This window comes from Marinoscillum sp. (assembly GCF_040222955.1).
Taxonomy (GTDB): domain Bacteria; phylum Bacteroidota; class Bacteroidia; order Cytophagales; family Cyclobacteriaceae; genus Marinoscillum.
Map to the genome: position 1 here is coordinate 371,133 of NZ_JAVKCA010000021.1, position 20,657 is coordinate 391,789.

At 47.8% G+C, this 20,657-nt stretch carries 19 protein-coding genes; 4 read left to right on the forward strand and 15 right to left on the reverse strand.

Annotated features, from left to right (window positions below; all coding sequences use genetic code 11):
• Positions 1-278: 278 nt before the first annotated feature.
• From RIH33_RS19275 to mraZ, 15 genes are all read right to left on the reverse strand, one after another.
• Positions 279-575 (reverse strand): hypothetical protein, encoded by a 297-nt coding sequence (locus RIH33_RS19275; protein ID WP_406651326.1) that lies wholly within the window; start codon positions 573-575, stop codon positions 279-281.
• A 143-nt stretch (positions 576-718) separates the two neighbouring features.
• Positions 719-2,305 carry a cell division protein FtsZ gene (ftsZ, locus tag RIH33_RS19280; protein WP_406651325.1) on the reverse strand — a complete coding sequence of 529 codons (1,587 nt, stop codon included), beginning with the start codon at positions 2,303-2,305 and terminating at the stop codon, positions 719-721.
• 72 nt (positions 2,306-2,377) lie between these two features.
• A complete protein-coding gene (gene ftsA / locus RIH33_RS19285) occupies positions 2,378-3,673 on the reverse strand; it encodes a cell division protein FtsA (RefSeq protein WP_406651324.1) in 1,296 nt (431 codons plus the stop codon).
• Positions 3,674-3,714: 41 nt separating this feature from the next.
• Positions 3,715-4,470, reverse strand: coding sequence for a cell division protein FtsQ/DivIB (locus RIH33_RS19290; protein ID WP_406651323.1), 756 nt, complete (start codon positions 4,468-4,470; stop codon positions 3,715-3,717).
• The gene (murC, locus tag RIH33_RS19295; RefSeq protein ID WP_406651322.1) at positions 4,460-5,845 is read right to left on the reverse strand and encodes a UDP-N-acetylmuramate--L-alanine ligase; all 1,386 of its coding nucleotides are present in this window, start codon (positions 5,843-5,845) and stop codon (positions 4,460-4,462) included. The genes RIH33_RS19290 and murC overlap by 11 nt, the downstream gene beginning before the upstream one ends.
• Positions 5,842-6,921 (reverse strand): undecaprenyldiphospho-muramoylpentapeptide beta-N-acetylglucosaminyltransferase, encoded by a 1,080-nt coding sequence (gene murG / locus RIH33_RS19300; protein WP_406651320.1) that lies wholly within the window; start codon positions 6,919-6,921, stop codon positions 5,842-5,844. The genes murC and murG overlap by 4 nt, the downstream gene beginning before the upstream one ends.
• A 41-nt stretch (positions 6,922-6,962) precedes the next feature.
• Positions 6,963-8,135, reverse strand: a complete 1,173-nt coding sequence (locus RIH33_RS19305; protein WP_406651319.1) for an FtsW/RodA/SpoVE family cell cycle protein — start codon at positions 8,133-8,135, stop codon at positions 6,963-6,965.
• Positions 8,132-9,508, reverse strand: coding sequence for a UDP-N-acetylmuramoyl-L-alanine--D-glutamate ligase (gene murD, locus RIH33_RS19310; RefSeq protein WP_406651318.1), 1,377 nt, complete (start codon positions 9,506-9,508; stop codon positions 8,132-8,134). The genes RIH33_RS19305 and murD overlap by 4 nt, the downstream gene beginning before the upstream one ends.
• A complete protein-coding gene (locus RIH33_RS19315) occupies positions 9,505-9,882 on the reverse strand; it encodes a hypothetical protein (RefSeq protein WP_406651316.1) in 378 nt (125 codons plus the stop codon). Before RIH33_RS19315 ends, murD begins: the two co-directional genes overlap by 4 nt.
• Positions 9,883-9,888: 6 nt before the next feature.
• Complete coding sequence (mraY, locus tag RIH33_RS19320) at positions 9,889-11,067, reverse strand: phospho-N-acetylmuramoyl-pentapeptide-transferase (protein WP_406651315.1); 1,179 nt, start codon at positions 11,065-11,067, stop codon at positions 9,889-9,891.
• 58 nt (positions 11,068-11,125) lie between these two features.
• Entirely contained in the window at positions 11,126-12,583 is a 1,458-nt protein-coding gene (locus RIH33_RS19325) for a UDP-N-acetylmuramoyl-L-alanyl-D-glutamate--2,6-diaminopimelate ligase (protein ID WP_406651314.1), read from the reverse strand.
• Positions 12,583-14,682: a penicillin-binding protein gene (locus RIH33_RS19330; protein ID WP_406651313.1), complete on the reverse strand. Its 2,100-nt coding sequence runs from the start codon at positions 14,680-14,682 to the stop codon at positions 12,583-12,585. Before RIH33_RS19330 ends, RIH33_RS19325 begins: the two co-directional genes overlap by 1 nt.
• Positions 14,679-15,050: an FtsL-like putative cell division protein gene (locus RIH33_RS19335; protein ID WP_406651312.1), complete on the reverse strand. Its 372-nt coding sequence runs from the start codon at positions 15,048-15,050 to the stop codon at positions 14,679-14,681. Before RIH33_RS19335 ends, RIH33_RS19330 begins: the two co-directional genes overlap by 4 nt.
• 45 nt (positions 15,051-15,095) lie before the next feature.
• A complete protein-coding gene (rsmH, locus tag RIH33_RS19340) occupies positions 15,096-16,016 on the reverse strand; it encodes a 16S rRNA (cytosine(1402)-N(4))-methyltransferase RsmH (protein ID WP_406651311.1) in 921 nt (306 codons plus the stop codon).
• Positions 16,017-16,460 (reverse strand): division/cell wall cluster transcriptional repressor MraZ, encoded by a 444-nt coding sequence (mraZ, locus tag RIH33_RS19345; protein WP_406651310.1) that lies wholly within the window; start codon positions 16,458-16,460, stop codon positions 16,017-16,019.
• 443 nt (positions 16,461-16,903) lie between these two features.
• Between mraZ and RIH33_RS19350 the strand changes: the two genes are divergently transcribed.
• The 4 genes from RIH33_RS19350 to RIH33_RS19365 all read left to right on the forward strand — a co-directional run bounded on the left by RIH33_RS19350 (position 16,904) and on the right by RIH33_RS19365 (position 20,109).
• On the forward strand, positions 16,904-17,449 hold the full coding sequence (locus RIH33_RS19350) for an REP-associated tyrosine transposase (RefSeq protein WP_406651308.1): 546 nt from the start codon (positions 16,904-16,906) through the stop codon (positions 17,447-17,449).
• Positions 17,450-17,993: 544 nt separating this feature from the next.
• Complete coding sequence (locus RIH33_RS19355; RefSeq protein WP_406651307.1) at positions 17,994-19,247, forward strand: NAD(P)/FAD-dependent oxidoreductase; 1,254 nt, start codon at positions 17,994-17,996, stop codon at positions 19,245-19,247.
• A gap of 19 nt (positions 19,248-19,266) precedes the next feature.
• Positions 19,267-19,575, forward strand: coding sequence for a TusE/DsrC/DsvC family sulfur relay protein (locus RIH33_RS19360; RefSeq protein WP_406651305.1), 309 nt, complete (start codon positions 19,267-19,269; stop codon positions 19,573-19,575).
• 21 nt (positions 19,576-19,596) lie between these two features.
• The gene (locus tag RIH33_RS19365; protein WP_406651304.1) at positions 19,597-20,109 is read left to right on the forward strand and encodes a DsrE/DsrF/DrsH-like family protein; all 513 of its coding nucleotides are present in this window, start codon (positions 19,597-19,599) and stop codon (positions 20,107-20,109) included.
• The last annotated feature ends 548 nt before the right edge of the window (positions 20,110-20,657 follow it).

Sequence of the window (20,657 nt, forward strand, 5' to 3'; positions counted from 1 at the left end):
CGCAAAAAATCATTTTGACTTATAAGTGCTGAGGTCTTTTTTGGAAATCTCCAAGTCAAAATGATTCACACTTGTCCCGGCCGGGCAAGGCTTGGATGCTCCGCCCGCCTTAGCGGCCAATAGTCTTCTGAATTACGAGTACATTAATGCGATTGGTAAAAATATAATCTTATGGACTTACCCCAGAAATATGGATTGATCCAAGGTACCTCGTAAGTAAGCAACAAAAAAAGCTCCCGGTGGGAGCTCTCTGAATGTTTTATATTACCCTGAAGGTGTTAAGCGCTCTGTACATTGAGGCCTTTCACCAGTTCCACAGGACCATAGTTTTTAGCCTGAACGACCGTTTTCTTACCTTTGATCAACTGTACTTCCGTGTTGGGAAATCCCAACTGAGAGTGCTTCTTTACCACTTTGTGGAAGAAAATAGAAGCTTCATCCAGCTCGCCTTTTCCAAACTCATGCTTATGAGCATGTTTCTTCACAGGTGTGCCCGGCACGACATGATACATATTCACCACCACGCTGTATTTTGGCTGAAAAGTCTTAACAAAGTTGGCCCACGCTTTTTTCATTTTCTAAGATATTAAGGTACTTAAGTCCAAGTTTAATAAAACGTAGGCTCAATTGAAATATTTTAATCAAGCATTCCTGCGTTTTATTCAAAATAAGGTCACCCAATAAATTGGGCAACCCTCGTCATGTGCAGAAAACTGCCTTAATCTACATTGTCATGGAGATACTTATTGTTTCCAAGTATCTGATTATCGTCTGTGAGATTGAACTTTGAAATGTTACGTTCGGAACTGTGTGGCACTTTCGCAAAAGTCACTTTTTTGCGCTCGTAAGCCGGCACATCAAATTTCTCTTTAAAGTTCTGAGTAGAAAGATCCTCCTTGCTGGTTCCCTCCAGCATCTGCTCGCGCTTTCTGCGCTGCTCCATCAGCTCCAGCTTTTTAGAAGGGCTGTGGCCCCGCTCCAGGCTCTCTATCGAGAAAAAATCATCCTCTGCTTCCTTCTCATCTTCTTCCTCCTCGTCGCTTTCATCAAACACTTCATAGCCGCCTCCCAGGTCAAACTCAAAATCATTGTCGTCCAGCTCATCCTCTTCCTCTACAGCCTTCTTGATTTCGTCTTTGAGGAAATCGTAGGTGAAGGTATCCTTCCTGGGCGTTTCTTTCTTCTCTTCAAAATCTTCCTCATCTTCTTCTTCCTCGTCCTTAGAGCTATCAAAAAGTCTGATTTGACGAGAAGACTCCAGGTCGTATACTCGCTTGGAGTCAGGTGCTGGTGTTGTATTTTGTTTTCTGGCCACAGGCTGAATCTCCTGTACCCCACCAAAGCCAGTGGCAATGACCGTCACCCGAATGTTCATACCCAGGTCAGCATCCACACCGTGACCGAAGATCACTTCAGCATCCTCACCAGCAAACTCCTGCATGTAATCGGTGATATCCGCCAGCTCATCCATCTGCAGCTCAGCGTCCTCACCAGACATGATGGAGAGCAGGATTTTATCCGCTCCGTTCACATTCTGATTGTTGAGCAGCGGCGAATTGAGGGCTTCTTCAGCGGCACGTCGGCCTCTGTTTTCACCATGTGTCTGTGCAGAGCCCATCACAGCAGCTCCTGCATTTTTCATGACGGTCTTCACATCTTCAAAATCCACATTCACATAACCAGGGACTGTGATGATTTCAGCAATGCCTTTGGCCGCAGTGGTCAATACATTATCTGCCTGCCCAAAGGCTTCCCTGATCGGCAGGTTACCAAAAATCTCCCGCAGCTTGTCATTGAGGATGACAAGAACGGTATCACAGTTGGCTTTTAGCTCAGCAATACCATCATTAGCAGCCTGAATTTTCTTACGACCTTCAAACATAAAGGGCGCTGTGACAATGCCCACAGTAAGGATATCCATCTCCTTGGCAATCTGTGCGATCACCGGAGCGGCTCCTGTACCTGTGCCGCCACCCATTCCGGCAGTGATAAAGACCATTTTGGTATCTTCAGACAACATCTCACGAATGTCTTCAGTAGACTCGAGGGCTGCATGCTTTCCTTTTTCAGGATTTGCTCCTGCTCCCAGACCTGCTGTAAGGTTCACTCCCAGCTGAAGCTTATTAGGCACCGGACTACTCTCCAGCGCCTGAATATCTGTGTTGCAAACCACAAACTCTACATCCTTGATCCCAAGGTTATACATGTGATTTACGGCGTTACTTCCTCCTCCACCTACTCCGATCACTTTAATGATGGATTTGTGGTGTGTGGGTAAATCAAATTGATACATATTTTCTGCCATGACGTTATCGTTTAATATTCGAAGGCTGAATGACGAACAGTCCTTCTATCAATTTTCAAATACTCTATCTTATTAATAATCCTTTTCATCGTCGATATCATCGATCAAAAGTCCCTTGGTCTTTTCCAGAATATTCTGAAAAAACTTAGCGCCTTGCTTGTTGCGAGGCTTCAAAGCCTTGCCTTTAGCTATTTTCTCATTGTATCGGTCTTCCCTGATGTCGATGGCCCTGAAGCCGGACAGCACCAAACCTACTGAAGTAGCATACATCGGGCTCTTCACGGCATCTACTTTGCTCTTACCCAAATGCTCATTTGGATAGCCAATGCGTGTATCCAGTCCGGTCATGTACTCAAACAACTGCTGTAAATTGGTCAGCTGCGAGCCACCACCGGTCACTACGATACCAGCCGCCAGTTTCTTATGAAAACCAGAGGTAATGATCTCGGTGTGCACCATCTCTATGATCTCCTCCATACGGGCTTCGATCACATGGGCCAGGTTCTTTAATGAAATCTCCTTGGGTGCTCTGTTTCTCAATCCGGGGATAGACACAATCTCATTTGGATTGGCCTCCTCGGAAATGGCCCGTCCAAATTTGGTCTTCAGCTGCTCCGCCTGATGCTCCATCACCATGCAGCCCTGCTTGATGTCTGACGTAATGATGTTACCACCAAAAGGAATGACTGCCGTATGTCGGATGATGTTGTCATAGAATACCGCAATATCGGTGGTACCACCACCAATGTCTACCAGACAAACGCCGGCTTCTTTTTCTTCATCACTCAAAACCGCCAAACTGGATGCTAAAGGTTCCAGGATCAGATTTTCAATATCGAGGCCCGCTCTGCGTACGCACTTATTGATGTTATTGATGGCGTTGGTCTGTGCCGTGATGATATGGAAGTCAGCTTCCATTTTCACTCCTGACATTCCCACAGGGTCTTTGATGCCATCTTCATAGTCGATGATATAATCCTGGGGCATCACGTGGATGATCTCACTCCCTGGAGGAATCACGATGCGGTACATGTCATTAGTCAGTCGATTAACATCTTCCACGGTGATCTCATCATCACTGTCGCGGGTGATGGACCCGTGATGTACTGCGCTCTTGATGTGCTGACCGGCTATGCCCACGTTGACCACCCGGATATCAATACCGGATTGCTCGCTGGCCTCAACCACAGCTTTCTCAATGGCATTTACTGTCTTGTCAATGTTGGTGACAATCCCGCGGATCACTCCGTCGGATACTGCCTTTCCCATACCTAACACTTCCAGTTTACCAAATTCATTTTTACGCCCTACGATGACGCATATCTTGGTGGTACCTATGTCCAGTCCGACGATGATTTTATCTTCCATTTCTTTAGCAATTTTCAGTTTCAGTCCGAAGACTCATATTTTTATTCACAGACGATTTGATCCTTAAACTTGAGGTTTACCAAACTGTAGGTATTCCACCCCTTGTTTGGCAAGATCTCTTTGTAAAAAATCTTAAGTTTTCTAAACTTCCCTTCCAGGTCATCTGGCTTTCCGAATTTAATTTCCTGCTTGGTCACCTGTGGGAGCAACGTCAGCTCTCCATCTTTGGCGATCACTATCTGGGCAATCTGTGCCCTCCAAAATTCATCCTCCTCCACGTACTTCAGCATATTCAATATATCTTTTCCATAGTCGGTCTCTGTAATGTTTTTGGCCCAGCTAAATGAGCGTTCCAGTTCCAGAATTGGTACCCGCGCCGTATGCCGTGCATTGGTAGGCAGCAGCGTGCCGTCCATGTCAATGTACTGATCCGGGCCATTGCGATTGAAAATCCTGGCAATCGGCTGGGCCTGTTCCACATTCACTACCAGGTTCCCTTTTACATCTCTATAGACCTGTGCTTCTTTCACGAAAGGGTTGGCCTCCACCCTATGCTCGAGAGCCTTCAGGTCCAGCATACTGATAGACTGCCCCATTACATAATCAGTATTACCGGCATTGATCAAGTTCATAATCTCCAGCTTGTCGGTAAAGAAATCGCCATTCTGATCCTGGATATTCACCAGCACATCATTCACGGGTTTCGCCCCATTTTTCACCCCGGTGAATCCAATGATCACCAGCATGATAACTGCTGAAACAGAAAGGAACAATATGGTTTTTAGCTCACGATTCAATCTCGTATTTTTTTAGGTAGTAATTCTTCAGTTTTGGTACTTCCTGATCAATATTTCCTGCTCCAATGGTACACAACAGCTCCACATTCCTGGTGGCCATCACCTCCATCAATTCTGACTTTTCACACAGGACTTTCTGCTCCCTGGTGATGTTATCGAAAATGATCTGCGAAGTTATACCGGGGATAGGTTCTTCCCTAGCCGGATAGATATCCAACAGGATTATTTCATCGGCCAGAGACAAACTTTCTGCAAAGCCCGTCTGAAAATCTCTCGTTCTGCTGAACAAATGCGGCTGAAAGATGATGGTCAGTTTCTTTCTGGGAAATAGTGCCTTGACAGACTTGAGAAATGCAGTGATTTCCGTAGGATGATGCGCATAATCATCTATAAAGGTGAACTTCTCATCCTTGATAATGTATTCAAACCTACGCTTCACCCCTCTGTAGCTGGCTATGCCCGCTTTGATCGTCTCGGGATCCATGCCCATATCCAGCGCCACCCTCACGGCTGCCACAGCGTTCTCCACATTGTGAAAACCAGGCACGGAGAGTGTCAGGTCTTTGATCACCTCATTGCCATGATAGTTGAACACAAACATGCCATTGACAGCTCTGAGTGCCTTGGCCTGAATATCACCCTTATCAATACCGTAGGTGTAGTAGAGGTTCTCCAGGTGCATGTTGATCTTCTCTGCTGCCGCATGGTGAATCAACGTATTACCATCCTCACCTGAGAGCTTCACAAATTCACCAAATGCGTCTTTCATCTGCTCCTCATCGCCGTAAATATCCAGGTGATCAGGATCTACCGACGTAACTACCGTGTAGTTGGGAGACAGCCACAGAAATGACCGGTCGAACTCATCGGCCTCCACTACCACAGGGGCATCCTCCCCGCCCACAATCAGGTTGGAGTCATAGTTGGTCATGATACCCCCAATAAAGGCCGAGCAGCCCTTCTCCGACTGGTTGAGCAGGTGCGCCACCATAGAAGAAGTGGTAGTCTTTCCGTGGGTGCCACCCACAGCTACCGTATAATGCTTTTTAGAAATGATTCCCAGTGCTTCGGAGCGCTTCATCACAATAAACTTCTTTTTCTGGAAGTATCTCAGTTCCTCATGCTTTTTCGGAACGGCTGGCGTGTAAATGATCAGGGTTTTCTCCCTGTCCATGAAGTCTGCCGGGATATTACGCGGGTTGTCCTCATAGTGCACCCACATGCCCTCCAAAGACAGGCGTGTGGTGAGATTGGTATCTACCCGGTCATAGCCGCCCACTTTCACGCCGCGCTGATTGAACCAACGCGCGATGGCGCTCATGCCTATGCCGCCGATCCCAATAAAATATACGCTTTGTATGTCTTTCAGCTTCATGCGATCAATTTCAATATTTCGTTGGCTATGTCTTTGGCCGAGTTCGGGTGAGACATACGCTTAATATTTTCACTCAATATGCGCTTTCGGTCCTCATCCTCGATGAGTTCGAACGCCGTGTCAATCAGCTTTTCAGCTGCTTCATTATCTTTTACCAGCACGGCAGCATCACGCTCCACCAGTGCCATAGCATTGATGGTTTGATGATCTTCTGCCACATTGGGGCTGGGTACCAGTATGCTAGGCTTGCCCGTGAGCATCAGCTCGGCAATGGACAAAGCTCCGGCCCGTGAAATCACCACGTCCGCCACGGCGTAGGCATATTGCATCTCCCGTACAAAGTCCTTCAATAGAATATTCGTTGTGGGATTGGTTACCCTACGCTTCATCTCTTCAAAATAATATCCCCCCGTCTGCCAGATCACCTGATAACCTGAAGCTGCCAGGCGATCATACCCGGCCAGGATAAATTCGTTGATGGATCGCGCCCCAAGGCTGCCACCCACGATCAGGATTGTCTTTTTGGATGAATCCAATCCGAAAAACTCATAAGCAGAAGGTTTCAGATCAGGTTTGAGCAAAATGGTCTTGCGAACCGGGTTTCCGGTCACTACCAGCTTTTCGGCCGGAAAGTATTTTTCCATGCCTCCGTGGGCCACACAAATCTTATCCACCCTGCCAGCCAGCCATTTGTTGGTGAGGCCGGCGTAGGAGTTTTGTTCCTGAATGAGTGTAGGCACCTTTTTGGCGGAAGCCGCATAAAGCAATGGCCCGCTGGCGTACCCACCCACACCGATCACCGCATGGGGTTTGAATGAACGAATCAAACCAAAAGCTTTGAACAGGCTGGACATCACTTTGAATGGGAACATCAGATTCTGCGCAGACAAACTCCGCTGAATGCCACTGATCCAAAGGCCTACGATCTGAAATCCCGCTTCAGGCACCTTCTTCATCTCCATTTTACCCTGTGCCCCCACAAACAGAATCTCTACATCCTGCACCATGTCCTGAAGGGCCTGAGCAATGGAAATAGCAGGATAAATGTGGCCGCCTGTGCCGCCCCCACTTATCATGATCCGCAATGGTAATGGACGATATGTCTCTTGCTTTTCGATTATGCTGCTTCTTTAATTCGTTCTTTTGACTTGAAATTATTCGCCAGTGGCGAACCAATGTCATCTATCTCACCACGGCTCACACTCAAAATGATCCCCAGTGCCAGCCCGGTGAAGAGCTGCGAGGTACCTCCCATACTGATCAGTGGCAAGGGCAATCCGGTGATGGGCCCCAAACCAACCGCCACACCCATATTGACCATGGCCTGCATGACCAGCGCAAAGGACAACCCGGCGGACAGTAACCCTCCATAAGCCCTATGGCTCTCAGCGGCCGCCTTCATGCCCCGGTAGAGCAGTCCCAAATAAAGGAACAATACCGTGATCCCCCCAATAAGCCCGTACTCTTCCAGCACGATGGCAAACACAAAATCTGAATATGGATGGGGTAAATAATTTCTCTGGTCACTCTGTCCCGGGCCTTTTCCGGTAAGTCCTCCGGTGGCAATGGCAATGTATGCCTGCTTGGCCTGGAATGGTGTCTCATCTTCGCTGAAAAAGCTCTGCACCCTGCTCACCGCTGTACCTGTTCTTTGTCCGAATGTAAGCGCCACTCCACCCGCAATCACCCCGATAATCATGAGGATGGCCAGGTATTTCATGGGTACCCGTCCGATAAAAAGCATCAGCATACAAGTACCAAAAAGCAAAATGGCCGTTGACACGTTGGTCATGGCAATCAGTGCACAAATCAGCCCAATCCATACCAAAATGGGTATGATGGCTTTCTGAAAATCATCAATGCTCTTCTGACGTCTGGATAACATACTGGCCAAAGTGATGACCAGCGCGAGTTTGGCCAAATCCGAAGGCTGAAAGGCCTGGTTGATCAGGGGAATGGTGATCCATCTGGAGGCCTCGTTGATGTTGGTTCCAAACTGCCAGGTAAATAACAGCAGCGGCAAGGACAACCAAAGTGCCAGCCGGGACAGCTTCGCATAATAGCGATAGTCTATCTTATGTGCCACCCACATGGCCAGCAAACTCAACATCACCAACGCAGAATGCTTGAACAGGTAATACTCCGTATCACCCTCCATCATTTTGTAAGCCAAGCTACCTGTGGAGCTGTACACCACCAAAATACTCAGCATAGACAGCAGAAATACGATGAACCAAATCACCGGATCGCCTTTTAAGTTCTTGTATGCCCAATCTTTGATCACGTTCATACTTTTGCTCTTTTAGTCTCTTTCAAATTTTTCACCGCCACGCGAAACTGATCACCTCTGTCCTCATAGTTTTTGAACAAATCAAAACTGGCACAGGCAGGCGACAGCAACACCACCTCTCCACTGGCAGCCATTTCATACCCCAAACTCACCGCCTCCTCTATGCTGCGGGTTTCTCTGGTCTCCACCGTGGTACTGAACCGGTCGGTCAGCTTACTGTTATCCACCCCCAGACAAATCAGCCCTTTGACCTTGTCAGCCACGAGCGCAGCGATTTGATCATATTCATTTCCTTTGTCTATCCCGCCGGCAATCCAGATGATTCGCTGACGAATGCCTTCCAAGGCATAATAGACAGCATCCACATTGGTGGCCTTGGAATCATTGATAAAGCCCACTCCATCGATCTCTCCACAGAACTCCAGCCGGTGAGGTGCATTCACAAAGGTTTTGAGGCCTTTCAATATCTGTTCTATGGACACCTCCATGGTGAGGGCGCTCAGCACCGCCGACATGGAATTGATCATGTTGTGTTTACCGATCAGGGAGATTTCCGATACCGGAATGGTATGTTTCTTATCCTTTTCTTTAAATCGGTAATTGAAAATGAGGTGCTCATCATCCATATAGGCCTCCCATTTCGGGTTTTTAGTGGCCGAAATAGCAAAGAGACAAGCCTCTATTTTGCGCTTGGCCACTTCCTCTGTTACCGGCTCACTGTCTGCGCAGTAGATGAAAGACTCCTCATGACTGAGGTTCTCGGTGATTCTGAACTTGGATGCCACGTACTTTTGAAAGTCGTAATCATACCTGTCCAGGTGATCAGGTGTGATATTGAGCAGCACTGCCACATTCGGTTTAAACTTCACAATACCATCCAGCTGGAAGCTGCTCACCTCCACCACGAAATAATCATAATCCCCCTCGGCCACCAGCTTGGCCAGGCTCACCCCCACATTGCCACCAAGTGCCACTTTCAAACCTGCAGACTTCAGGATGTGATAAGTGAGGAGTGTGGTCGTGGTTTTTCCATTGGTGCCGGTAATGGCGATCACTTTGGCATGCTGAGGAATGTATCTGTAAGCAAACTCGATCTCCGATATGACTGGAATTCCCTTTGCCGCCAGCGCCTTAATCATGGGTACCTTATCAGGAATACCCGGGCTTTTGATCACCTCATCTGAGGCCAATATGATGTCCTCAGTGTGTCCGCCTTCTTCAAAATCTATCCCATAGGATTGCAACACGAGCTTTCTGTCCGCAGAAATGGCTCCTGCATCTGACAGAAAGACGCGATATCCGTGCTTCAACCCTAGTATGGCCGCACCAATTCCGCTTTCGCCTGCTCCCAATATGGCAATAGATTTACTCATTCAATTTCGTCTTGTTTTTTAGTCTTTCTTTCTAAAATCTGATCACAACACAGTGAATAAAGAGATACCAGCTCGTATCCTGCCTTTACCACATCTGTGATGGTACCAATGTTTCTTTTTCGGTTGGCCTCATCCAGCCTATCCATCATGAAGATCAACTCATCCATCTCCTCTTCCATGGCCTCTATCTGGGTATAGAAACTTCCTTCTGATTTTGCCCCTAAAACCTTTTTCAGTACCACATCCAGCTTTTTGGTGGTTCTGATGATGGTGGTAGAGAAGGTCAGCAAATTGCTGCCCGGCAGCAGTTCGGCCAGACCTGAGGCTTTCTGCTGAAATTTTTCATTGAGACGAGAGAGTTGTTCCAGAGTCATATCGGTTTATCTAAGTTTAAGCGTTGCCAAAGTGAGAATAGCCAGCAGGATGCCCACGGTCCAGAAGCGGGTCACGATTCTGGCTTCATGCCATCCTTTTTTCTGGTAATGGTGATGCAGCGGAGACATCAGAAAAACCCTTCGCCCCTCTCCGTATTTCTTCCGCGTATATTTGAAATAAGACACCTGAATGATCACCGACAGGTTTTCGATCAGGAAAATGCCGCACAGCACCGGGATAAGAAGCTCCTTTCTGATGACCAAAGCCAATACGGCAATGATGGCACCCAGTGAAAGGCTCCCCGTATCGCCCATAAACACCTGCGCGGGGTATGAATTGTACCAAAGGAAACCAATGCAGGCTCCCACAAAAGCCGCACTGAAAATCACCAGCTCTCCTGAATTGGGGATGAAGGCAATGTTCAGGTATTCCGCAAAAACCGCATTACCTGACAGGTATGCCAGGATGGCCAGCGTGAGGCCGATGATCGCTGATGTACCGGCCGCCAGTCCGTCGAGTCCGTCAGTGATATTGGCGCCATTGGATACTGCTGTGATGATGAAAATCACCACCAACACGTAAATCAACCAGGTATAATCCTCTAAGAAATAAGGTAACAACCAGTCGTATTGAAATTCATTGTCTTTGAAAAAAGGAATAGTGGTCACAATGGAGCTGCTGTCCTCAAGGCCCATGCCGCCCAGCTCGGGGATGATCACATCGGGGTGCATCACCATCACCAGGCCTACCAGTAAGCCCAGTCCTACCTGCCCAATCACCTTAAAATTGCCTTTCAGACCATCCTTGTTTTTCTTCTTGATCTTGAGGTAATCGTCTGTAAAACCTATGATCCCCATCCACAAGGCCGTGATCAGCAGGAGCTGCACGTATACATTGCCGATCTGAGCAAAAAGCAGTGTAGGAATGATGATCGCAGAGATGATCATGATTCCGCCCATGGTGGGTGTGCCTTGCTTTTCCATTTGGCCTTTCAGCCCAAGGTCACGGATAGATTCGCCCATCTGAAAGTTCCTGAGAGCATTGATAAACCGCTTACCAAATACGATGGTGATGAGCAAAGAAATCACCGCAGCCATACCCGCCCGAAAGGAGATGTAGCGAAATACGCTAGCCCCCATCAGGTCAAATTGTTTATCTAAAAAGTCAAACAGGTAGTACAGCATTTTACTCAGTCATTAGTTTAAGATGGTCAATGGTCAATGGTTGAAAGAGTCCATAGTCTTATTGGCCATTCAGCATTTCGTTTAATATTTCTTTATCGTCAAAGTGATTTCTCACTCCTTTTATTTCCTGATAAGTTTCATGTCCTTTGCCAGCCACCAGGATGATATCCATCTTCCCCGCCAGGTTACATGCCGTGCGGATGGCCTCTTTCCGGTCCTGAATGATCATGGTATTCTTCTGAGCCACCTTGGGTACCCCTTTCATCATCTCCTCCAGGATTACCGCCGGGTCTTCATCCCTTGGATTATCCGAGGTAAGAATCACCTTATTGCTAAACTCCGCCGCGATACGAGCCATCTCAGGACGCTTGGCTTTGTCACGGTTTCCACCACAACCCACCACTGTAATGACCGTCTCCTGCCTCGTGCGTAGTTTATCTATCGTCCGCAGTACATTGTCCAATGCATCCGGCGTATGCGCATAATCCACAATGGCCAAAATGTTATTGGGATTGTAGACCTGCTCAAATCGTCCACGGGCTCCATCTATCTGCGACAGGGCCGTGAGTACTTCTTCTTTCTCTTCGTCCAGCAGTACACCCGCCGCATAAACCGCCAGCAGGTTATAAGCATTAAAGTCACCAATCAGTTTGAACCAGGCGCTGATTCCGTCCACATCCAGCTCCAAACCCTGCAGGGTATTGTGCAGGATCTTCGCCCGGAAGTCCGCCATCGATTTCAGGGAATAGGTATTTTTCTCCGCCCTGGTATTTTGCAACATCACCATCCCGCGCTTATCATCTGCATTCACGAGTGCAAAAGCCTCCTTGGGGAGCTTATCGAAAAGCATCTTCTTGGCTTTGATATAGGCCTCAAAGGTTTCGTGATAGTCCAGGTGATCATGGGAAATATTGGTGAAAATGCCCCCCGCAAACTGTAGACCACTGGTGCGATGCTGTACCAGGGCATGAGAGCTTACTTCCATGAAACAGTGGGTACATCCCTGACTCACCATCTCCCCCAGCAGCTCATTGAGCTGCAGACTGTCTGGCGTGGTGAACTTAGCATCTAATACTTTGTGGTCAATCTTGTTCTCCACAGTGGATAACAAACCCACCTTGTAGCCCAGCTGCTGAAAGAGCTGGAATAACAATGTCGCAGTGGTGGTTTTACCATTGGTGCCAGTTACTCCTACCAGGCTCAACTTTCTGGAAGGATTGTCATGGAAATTGGCTGCCACGATTCCCATCGCAGCAGCACTATTATCCACCTGTATGTACGTTATTGACTGCTTTCTCTTCTCTGGTAAGTTTTCGCAAAGGATGGCCACTGCCCCCATATCCACAGCGGTCCCGATGTAATCGTGTCCGTCTACATTCAGCCCTTTAATGGCGATAAACAGACCTCCCTTTTTCACCCGTCTGGAATCAAACGCCAAAGACGAGATCTCCCGCTCACGATCACCGTGCAGTTCAGTAAGGGATACTCCGTATAATATGTCTTTCAGCGTCTTCATCAACTCAACTCCAGCTTTATGTTCGTTCCTCTTGAAAATTTCGTACCCGGCACAATGGACTGCTTCGCTACCCGGCCTCTGCCCTGTACGCTCACCTTCAGTCCGGCATTTTCCAGCACGTAAATGGCATCCCGGAGGGTCATGCCCCGCACATCCGGAATCCGCTCCGCCTTGGGCGTATTGTCTTCCCAAAACACGGAATGATTCACCACGTCGGTAGTCACCCAGCTGGCTTCCGTTTGGGAATGGTTAGAAATTCCAAATTCGTTAGCGATCATTTTCAGCTCGTCCTGCTTGCCAGACCTGATCACCGGGAAAATACCCGCAAACTGTGTACGCTGATCCGGCAGCTCCTGATGCAGCTCGGTCTCCAGGGCATAGATATTGTCAGCGATCTCCTTGAATACCGGAGCCGCCACATCGCTACCATAGATCTGATAGCCCTTAGGATCATCGATCACCACAATGCAGCTGTATTTTGGATCATCCGCCGGGAAATATCCGGCAAACGACGTATAGTAGGCATTGGTATAGCGCCCGTTCACCACCTTCTTGGCGGTACCGGTTTTACCAGCGATTTTGTATTTCTCATTGTAGATATTGGAAGCGGTACCCCGCTCTACCACGCCTTCCAGCATCAGTTTCACATCCCGCAGCGTGCTTTTGGAGCAGATCTTCGGATTGAGCACCTTGGGCTCGTATTTTTCTATGTTCCTGTTGGCTTTTTTCACCGCTTTCACGATGATAGGCTGAATCATTTTTCCATTGTTGGCCACCGCATTGTACAAAGTCAGCGTTTGCAGAGGGGTCATCTTAAGCTCATAGCCATGGGAGATCCATGGCAACGAGATCCCACTCCACGTACTGTCCGAAGGATCCTTGATGTAAGGAATCCCCTCACCCACCATCTGGAAGCCCAACGGCTGATCGAGTCCAATATTTTTGATGTAATCCGTATACCTGGATGGATTGTCTCCAAAATGCCTGGTGATCAGCTTGGCTGTACCGATGTTGGAGCTTTTCTCAAACACTTCCTTCACAGTGAGGATGCCATAACCTCCCGGCTTGTGGTCCTTCATGGTCTCATTGAAAAACTTCATAGCACCATTGCCAGTATCGATGGTGTCTGTCAGCTTGATGTCGCTATCTTCCAACAGCGCAATCATACTGGCCAGCTTAAAAGTAGACCCTGGCTCACGGGCACCCTGGCTGCCCACAGCATAGTTGTAGCGCTCATAATACTCTCCTTTGCTGTTTCTGCTCAGGTTGGAGATGGCCTTGATCTCGCCGGTTTTCACTTCCATGAGGATCACCGCACCATAGTCCGCCTGGTGGCGTTGTAGTGCTTTGTAGAGTGCCGATTCGGTAACATCCTGCAGGTTGACATTGAGGGTGGTCTGGATGTCATAGCCGTCTTTGGGGCGAATCTCCGACCCGTCATACACAGGCTTCCAGCCCCCGCCAGCCATCTTCTGAAACAGTGCCTCTCCATTCTGGCCTCCCAGCTCTCTGTTGAAGCTGTACTCCAGCCCCACTACGCCGCGGTTGTCGGAATTGACCGTCCCAATTGTTCGGTATCCCAAATGCGAAAAAGGCAGAAATCTTTTTTCCACCTTCTCGAAGATAATCCCGCCTGTCAACCGCCCTTCCCTGAAGATGGGCCAGCGCTCAATCATTTTTTTCTCCTGGTACCCGACCTCCTGCCGGTTGAGCACCATGTACCGCCTCCGCTCTTTGCGTGCCGCATCTATTTTGCGGCGATACTGAGCGGGCGACTGATCTCCGTAAAAATCGGCGAGCAGGTAACACAAGGAATCTATGTGCGCATTGTAAAGCTCTTTTCCCGGAAGGTAAGGATCGAAAGCCACCTGATAGAAGGGCAAAGAGGTCGCCAACAGGCTGCCATCATCGGCATAGATATTGCCACGCGTGGCATTTACCTTCATTACCTGCAAACCCATGGTCTCGGCATACCCTCTCCACTTATCACCCTCTGCATACTGCACGGTGATAATGCGAAAAAGTATCCCTGCAGAAAACAAGAATACCAGCATAAATGCGATCCTGACTCGGAGCAATATGGCTTTTTTGATACTCATTCCTCAGCGACAATGATTTTGTAGGGTGAAACATCACTTTCCACCAGACCCAGTGACCGGGCTTGCTTGGCCACTTCTGACTGTTTGCTGGCGTATTTGTAATCGGCCTTGAGTGTGGTGAAATCTGCACGCAGGTCCTCCACCTGGGTTTCCAGTCGGCTGATAGATCTGATTTTCTTCTCTGCGTAGTGCCTGCTGCCTATGTAGACGATGCACAGCCCACAGATGAAAAGGATTTGTGGGAGGAAACGTACGTGGATCACCTCTGCCAATGATTCGTCCATTGGTAAATACCGCTCCAGCAGGGTGAAGAAGCTCCCCTGTTTGCCTGAAGATTTGCCTGGTATTTTGTACGTATTGGTTGCCATTTTTTTTAATCTTTTGGTCTGCTCGCACAGACCCTCTGGTATTTTCTATTTTTTATCTTCACTGCGCACTGCTATTCGCAATTTTGCACTGCGTGCTCTTTTGTTTCTTTCTATCTCCTCCTCATCCGGTATGATTGGCTTGCGCGTCACCGGGGTGAAGGGTCTGATCACATTGCCATAAAAATCCTGCTCCACCTGTCCTTTCATATTCCCTGAATTCACAAAGTTTTTGACCGGGCGATCCTCTAAGGAGTGGTAGCTCATCACCACCAGCTTTCCTCCAGGCCTGATCACCTCGGCGGTCTGCTCCAGAAACTCCCGCAGGGCACCCATCTCATCGTTTACCTCGATGCGGATGGCCTGAAACAGCTGTGCCAGGTACTTCATTTCCTTTCCTCTGGGCGCCACTTTCAGGGCTACTTCCCTGAGTTCCTCATTTCGGGTGATGGCCTTGCTGCCCCGTGCCCGGATGATGGCTGCTGCCAGTGTGCGAGCATTTTTGATCTCCCCGTAGGCACTGAGGATGTGAATGAGGTCATCCTGCTCATAGTCGTTGACTATGTCGCGGGCAGTGACCGCCGCACCCTGATCCATGCGCATGTCCAGTGCACCGTCAAAGCGGGTAGAAAATCCCCGCTGCCCTTCGTCCAACTGATGAGAGGAAACCCCCAGATCTGCCAGAATGCCATCTACCTGCTTCACCCCGTAAAAGCGAAGCTGCCTTTTCAGGTGTCTGAAGTTGGATTCTACAAATGTGAAAGAACGATTTTGCCGAAATGCTTCAGCGTTGGCCTTTGCGTCAGCGTCCTGATCAAAAGCATATAGCATCCCCGTATCGAGTCTGCTGAGTATCTCTTTGGAATGTCCCCCGCCACCGAAGGTGACATCTACATAGATTCCATCGGGTTTGATATCGAGTGCATCAATGCACTGTGCCAATAAGACCGGTGTGTGATAGGTACTCATTTACTCGTCCAGATATTTCTGGGCCAGTGCCGAGTACTCTTCCGAATCATCTATCTGATGCTCCTCAAAAAGCTGAGGGTTCCACATTTCAATGTAATTGCCCATCCCTATCAGGATCAATTCCTTGTCTAGTCCGGCATGAGCGAGCATCTGCCTGGGGATCAATAATCGTCCTGCACTATCCAAATCCACCTGCTGGATGCTCCTGAAGAAGTTGCGTTTTAGCTTTCTCTGCTCTGCGTTGAACTCACTGAGCGCAGCTATCTTGGCATGTATCTTTTTGTATTCTAACATTGGATACAGGATCAGATTTTGCTCAAATCCTTTTCGGATAATGAGTTCGTGCGTGGAAACCTCGGGTAGACTAGACTTAATCTTCGCAGGTAAGACTAGCCTACCCTTAGTATCCAATTTGCACTCATACTCGCTTGTAAAAAAAGCCATGTCTGAGTTTGCTCTGCTCTCACAGAGCTAGAAAAATATAAACCACCAATACAAATGTATCAAAAAGTATGACAAAGTCAACCACAACCCCCCACTTTACTCCACTTTTTATAAAAACTTTGAAATTAAGCCATAATCGTTGATTTTTCGACCAATACGGTGAATATGCAGGTTAACTCACTGGATGACAGGACGTAGAATTGGTCTACTTTAAGCTGGAATTGTACAAAACAGGAGCAAATACCCCACCCGGTGGGGAAAAGTGGAGCGATTAGAAATTTGTGTGGGGATGGTGGGGGAAAGTGGTAAAGTGGAGCAATTCGGGAGGATGGTGAACTGATAACACGCCCAGGCCGGCAGCAATACCAGCTGATTCGGATATGCTATCCGAATCTTACGGGTTAAGGGATTTATAATCCCTTAATTATCACTATTTTCATCCAATGGGAATCAAAAATCGAATCTCGCAAGGTTATCTCTACTTTCTAACCTTAACTGTAGTTGACTGGGTGGATGTGTTTACACGTCCTGTATACAAACACCATATAGTCAACTCGCTCAAATACTGCCAACAACAGAAAGGTCTCGAATTATATGCATGGTGCCTGATGTCGAACCATTTACACCTCATTGCCTCGGCTGACGAAGAGCATAACCTTTCTGATATTCTTCGTGACTTCAAAAAATTCACCAATAAAACAATCATTGCTTCAATTCAGGAAGAACCAGAAAGCAGACGAAAATGGGTGCTTGATCGATTTGAATTTAGTGGCAGGTACAATCCGAAAATCAAGAATTATAAATTTTGGCAGGATGGCAATGACGCCAAGGAAATCACCTCCAATCACTTTCTTGATCAGAAACTAGATTACATCCACATGAACCCGGTAAAAGCAGAAATAGTATCAGAACCAGAGCATTACCGGTATAGCTCAGCGAGGGATTATGCAGGAGAGAAAGGTTTACTTGATCTTGTTTTTATTGACTAATGAAGAGGATTCCGATTGTGTCTCAGCTCAGATTTGCAACCTGCTTTGGGCTGTCCATGGATTTTTGAGGTTATGCTTGCATTAAAAAACCGGATTATAAATCCTCTTTCTCTTTCTTCCGGGATTTCAAATCCCGAAGAGCTCGGTGATTGTGTTGTGAGAACCGTCATTCCCGCGCAGGCGGGAATCTCATCTGGTAAGAGGCCCAGAGATAGATCGATTGTGTAGGCACGTCTTCCCATCTGTCATGGTGAGCCTGTCGAACACAGATGGCGAGGATGGATGTCATTGTATTCCTCTTTGACGAGCATTGTCTTATCCTTCGACGGAGCTCAGAGTGACAATGCCAGTGCTCACAGAGACAATGCCTGAGCTCCGTCGAAGCATCAATCATTTTCACTTCCTGCTACCGCATCCACTTTTCAATGAAATCAACTCTCCTCACGTAGTTGACCCTATCAATAATCACTTCATCTCGTGACATCCGTCATTTCTACCCATCGCCGCAGGGCGCACCTTTGTATCACATTTTAAATGAAGAGTCATGAAAAATCTACTGATACTGGGAGCTGGCTCCGCCGGCACCATGATGGCCAACCACCTCATTGGGAAATTACCTCAGGAATGGAAAATCACCATCGTGGATCAACGCGAGAAACACTACTATCAGCCGGGGTTTCTCTTCCTCCCTTTTCGCATCTACGAACCGGAGGATTGCTTCAAATCAATCACAGAATACATCCCCAAGGGAGTCGAATACATCCAACAGGGCATTGAACAAATCATAGGCAAGGACAACAAGGTGGTCCTGAATGACGGAACATCTATAGCCTACGACCTGCTGATCATCGCCACCGGCAGCCGCATAGCGCCGGAAGAAGTGGAAGGAATGAGTGGTCCGGAATGGCATCAGTCAGTTTTTGATTTTTACACCTTCGAGGGAGCCCATAATCTCCGAGAAAAACTCGACAACTGGGATGGCGGGAAGCTGGTAGTTCACATTACCGAAATGCCCATCAAATGTCCTGTGGCTCCTCTTGAGTTTGCATTTCTCGCAGATAGCTACTTTAAAAGCAAAGGCATGCGCGACCGGGTCACTATTGACTATGTGACTCCACTGGATGGTGCTTTCACCAAGCCAAAAGCCGCCTCCAAACTGGGCTACCTGCTCAAGGAAAAAGGGATCAATATTGTGCCTGATTTTGCCATCGCCCGGGTGGACAATGAAAACAAGAAAATTGTTTCCTGGGATGAAAAGGAAGTGCCCTTCGATCTACTGGTGACAATACCCACCAATATGGGTGATGATCTGATGCTCAGATCAGGCTTGGGTGATGACTTAAACTTTGTCCCCACCAACAAACACACCCTGCAGTCTGAAGCATTTTTGAACATTTTTGTCCTGGGAGATGCGACCAACTTACCCACCTCCAAAGCCGGGTCTGTGGCTCACTTTGAGTCCGAAATTCTCCTGAAGAACATTCTGCGCTACATCGACGGGACGCCTCTTGTGGAAGATTTCGACGGGCACGCCAATTGTTTTGTGGAAACAGGCAACGGCAAGGCCATGCTGATCGACTTTAACTATGATACAGAACCCCTACCGGGAAAATTTCCGATCGACGGATTCGGGCCACTCAAACTACTGGAAGAGAATAAGCTCAATCATCTGGGCAAACTAGGCTTTAGATGGATCTACTGGAATATGCTCATGAAAGGCCTGAGTATCCCATTCATCACTCCGCAGATGAGCATGAAAGGTAAAAAAACAGAAAAGAAGGAAGTAGAAATTATTTAACACTTAAAATCAAAAACAAATGGAAACTATAATCGCCAATATGCCTGTGAATGTAAATGAGCAAGGCTATCTGCTGGACATGAACCAATGGAATAAGGAAATCGCCGAACAAATAGCTGATGAAGAAGCGATAGACCTGACCAACAGACACTGGGAAGTACTGGAGTATCTACGGGCCGAACAAGTCAAAGGCACGGCCCTCTCCATCAGGAAAATTGGTAAATCAGGGGTGGTGGGCATTGCGGAGTTTTACAAACTCTTCCCTGAAGGCCCACTCAAAAAGGCTTCCAGAATTGCGGGTATTCCCAAGCCTGCCAGTTGTATATAAACACACCTAAAAAAACGAATCATGGAAACGCTAGAAAAACCAGTACTTGATAAAAAGAAAGCAGTGAAGCCACTCAAAAAGATCATGATCATCCAGTCCAAAGCCACGATCGATTCTGTCTATGCGGCTTTGATCCTGGCCAATGGCGCCCGAATGGAGGGAATTGAGTCTGAGCTGTTCTGTACCTTTTTTGGATTAGAAATGCTCCAGCCGAAGAAGATGGATCATTTGCATGTAGCTACCGTAGGCAACCCGGGCCTTCACATCCCCACCATGCTGGGTGGGCTGCCAGGCATAGAGTCACTGGCCAGCAATATGATGAAAAAGGAAATGGATAAGCTGGATATTCCACCGCTGAGCGAATTTCTCGAGATCTACAAAGCCTCCGGCGGAAAGGTCTTTGCTTGCAAACTCGCCATGGAGATGTTTCACCTTAACCGGGAAGACCTATGGGAAGGAGTAGATGAAGTACTGACTGTTGGTGACTTCTATGGTCGTGCCCAGGAGGAAGGCGTTCAGCTTCTTTTTGTTTGAGACCTTCGAAATTAGCTTCAAAACACCAGCCAGGGGATTTTCATCCCCTGGCTTGACTGGTATATGGCCTTACGGCAGAACCCACTGGTGCGTGGATTGAATCCAAAAACCCTGGTATTGTCATTGAGAAATATCATTCCCGCGCAGGCGGGAATCTCATCTGATAAGAGGCCCAGGGATAGATCGATTGTGTAGGCATGTCTTCCCATCTGTCATGGTGAGCCTGTCGAACCATCATACAGATGACAAGGTTGGATGTCATTTGTAATCCTCTTTGACGAGCATTGTCTTACGCTTCGACGGAGCTCAGCGTGACAATGCTTAAGTTCAGCCTGGCATTGTCTTACTCTTCGACGGAGCTCAGAGTGACAATGCCTAAGCTCGGAGATGCAAAGCTCAGGTCTTCAGTACACTCCCAATGACAATCACAACGCGGGCGCGTTTGAAAATGTCATGCTGAGCTCCGTCGAAGCATCAAACATTTTCACTTTCTCAGTCCAGATCAGTCCCCCAAACTTTTAGCCCCATTCTCTCAGATTTATCAAAAT

Coding starts and splice junctions, on each gene's coding strand:
- RIH33_RS19360 (WP_406651305.1), top strand. CDS start 19,267: ATGGAAACTATAATCGCCAATATGCCTGTGAATGTAAATGAGCAAGGC.
- murG (WP_406651320.1), bottom strand. CDS start 6,921: ATGATAAGTGGGGGCGGCACAGGCGGCCACATTTATCCTGCTATTTCC.
- ftsA (WP_406651324.1), bottom strand. CDS start 3,673: ATGGAAGATAAAATCATCGTCGGACTGGACATAGGTACCACCAAGATA.
- RIH33_RS19365 (WP_406651304.1), top strand. CDS start 19,597: ATGGAAACGCTAGAAAAACCAGTACTTGATAAAAAGAAAGCAGTGAAG.
- murC (WP_406651322.1), bottom strand. CDS start 5,845: ATGAAGCTGAAAGACATACAAAGCGTATATTTTATTGGGATCGGCGGC.
- murD (WP_406651318.1), bottom strand. CDS start 9,508: ATGAGTAAATCTATTGCCATATTGGGAGCAGGCGAAAGCGGAATTGGT.
- RIH33_RS19315 (WP_406651316.1), bottom strand. CDS start 9,882: ATGACTCTGGAACAACTCTCTCGTCTCAATGAAAAATTTCAGCAGAAA.
- RIH33_RS19275 (WP_406651326.1), bottom strand. CDS start 575: ATGAAAAAAGCGTGGGCCAACTTTGTTAAGACTTTTCAGCCAAAATAC.
- mraZ (WP_406651310.1), bottom strand. CDS start 16,460: ATGGCTTTTTTTACAAGCGAGTATGAGTGCAAATTGGATACTAAGGGT.
- mraY (WP_406651315.1), bottom strand. CDS start 11,067: ATGCTGTACTACCTGTTTGACTTTTTAGATAAACAATTTGACCTGATG.
- RIH33_RS19305 (WP_406651319.1), bottom strand. CDS start 8,135: ATGAACGTGATCAAAGATTGGGCATACAAGAACTTAAAAGGCGATCCG.
- RIH33_RS19330 (WP_406651313.1), bottom strand. CDS start 14,682: ATGAGTATCAAAAAAGCCATATTGCTCCGAGTCAGGATCGCATTTATG.
- rsmH (WP_406651311.1), bottom strand. CDS start 16,016: ATGAGTACCTATCACACACCGGTCTTATTGGCACAGTGCATTGATGCA.
- RIH33_RS19355 (WP_406651307.1), top strand. CDS start 17,994: ATGAAAAATCTACTGATACTGGGAGCTGGCTCCGCCGGCACCATGATG.
- RIH33_RS19350 (WP_406651308.1), top strand. CDS start 16,904: ATGGGAATCAAAAATCGAATCTCGCAAGGTTATCTCTACTTTCTAACC.
- RIH33_RS19325 (WP_406651314.1), bottom strand. CDS start 12,583: ATGAAGACGCTGAAAGACATATTATACGGAGTATCCCTTACTGAACTG.
- RIH33_RS19335 (WP_406651312.1), bottom strand. CDS start 15,050: ATGGCAACCAATACGTACAAAATACCAGGCAAATCTTCAGGCAAACAG.
- ftsZ (WP_406651325.1), bottom strand. CDS start 2,305: ATGGCAGAAAATATGTATCAATTTGATTTACCCACACACCACAAATCC.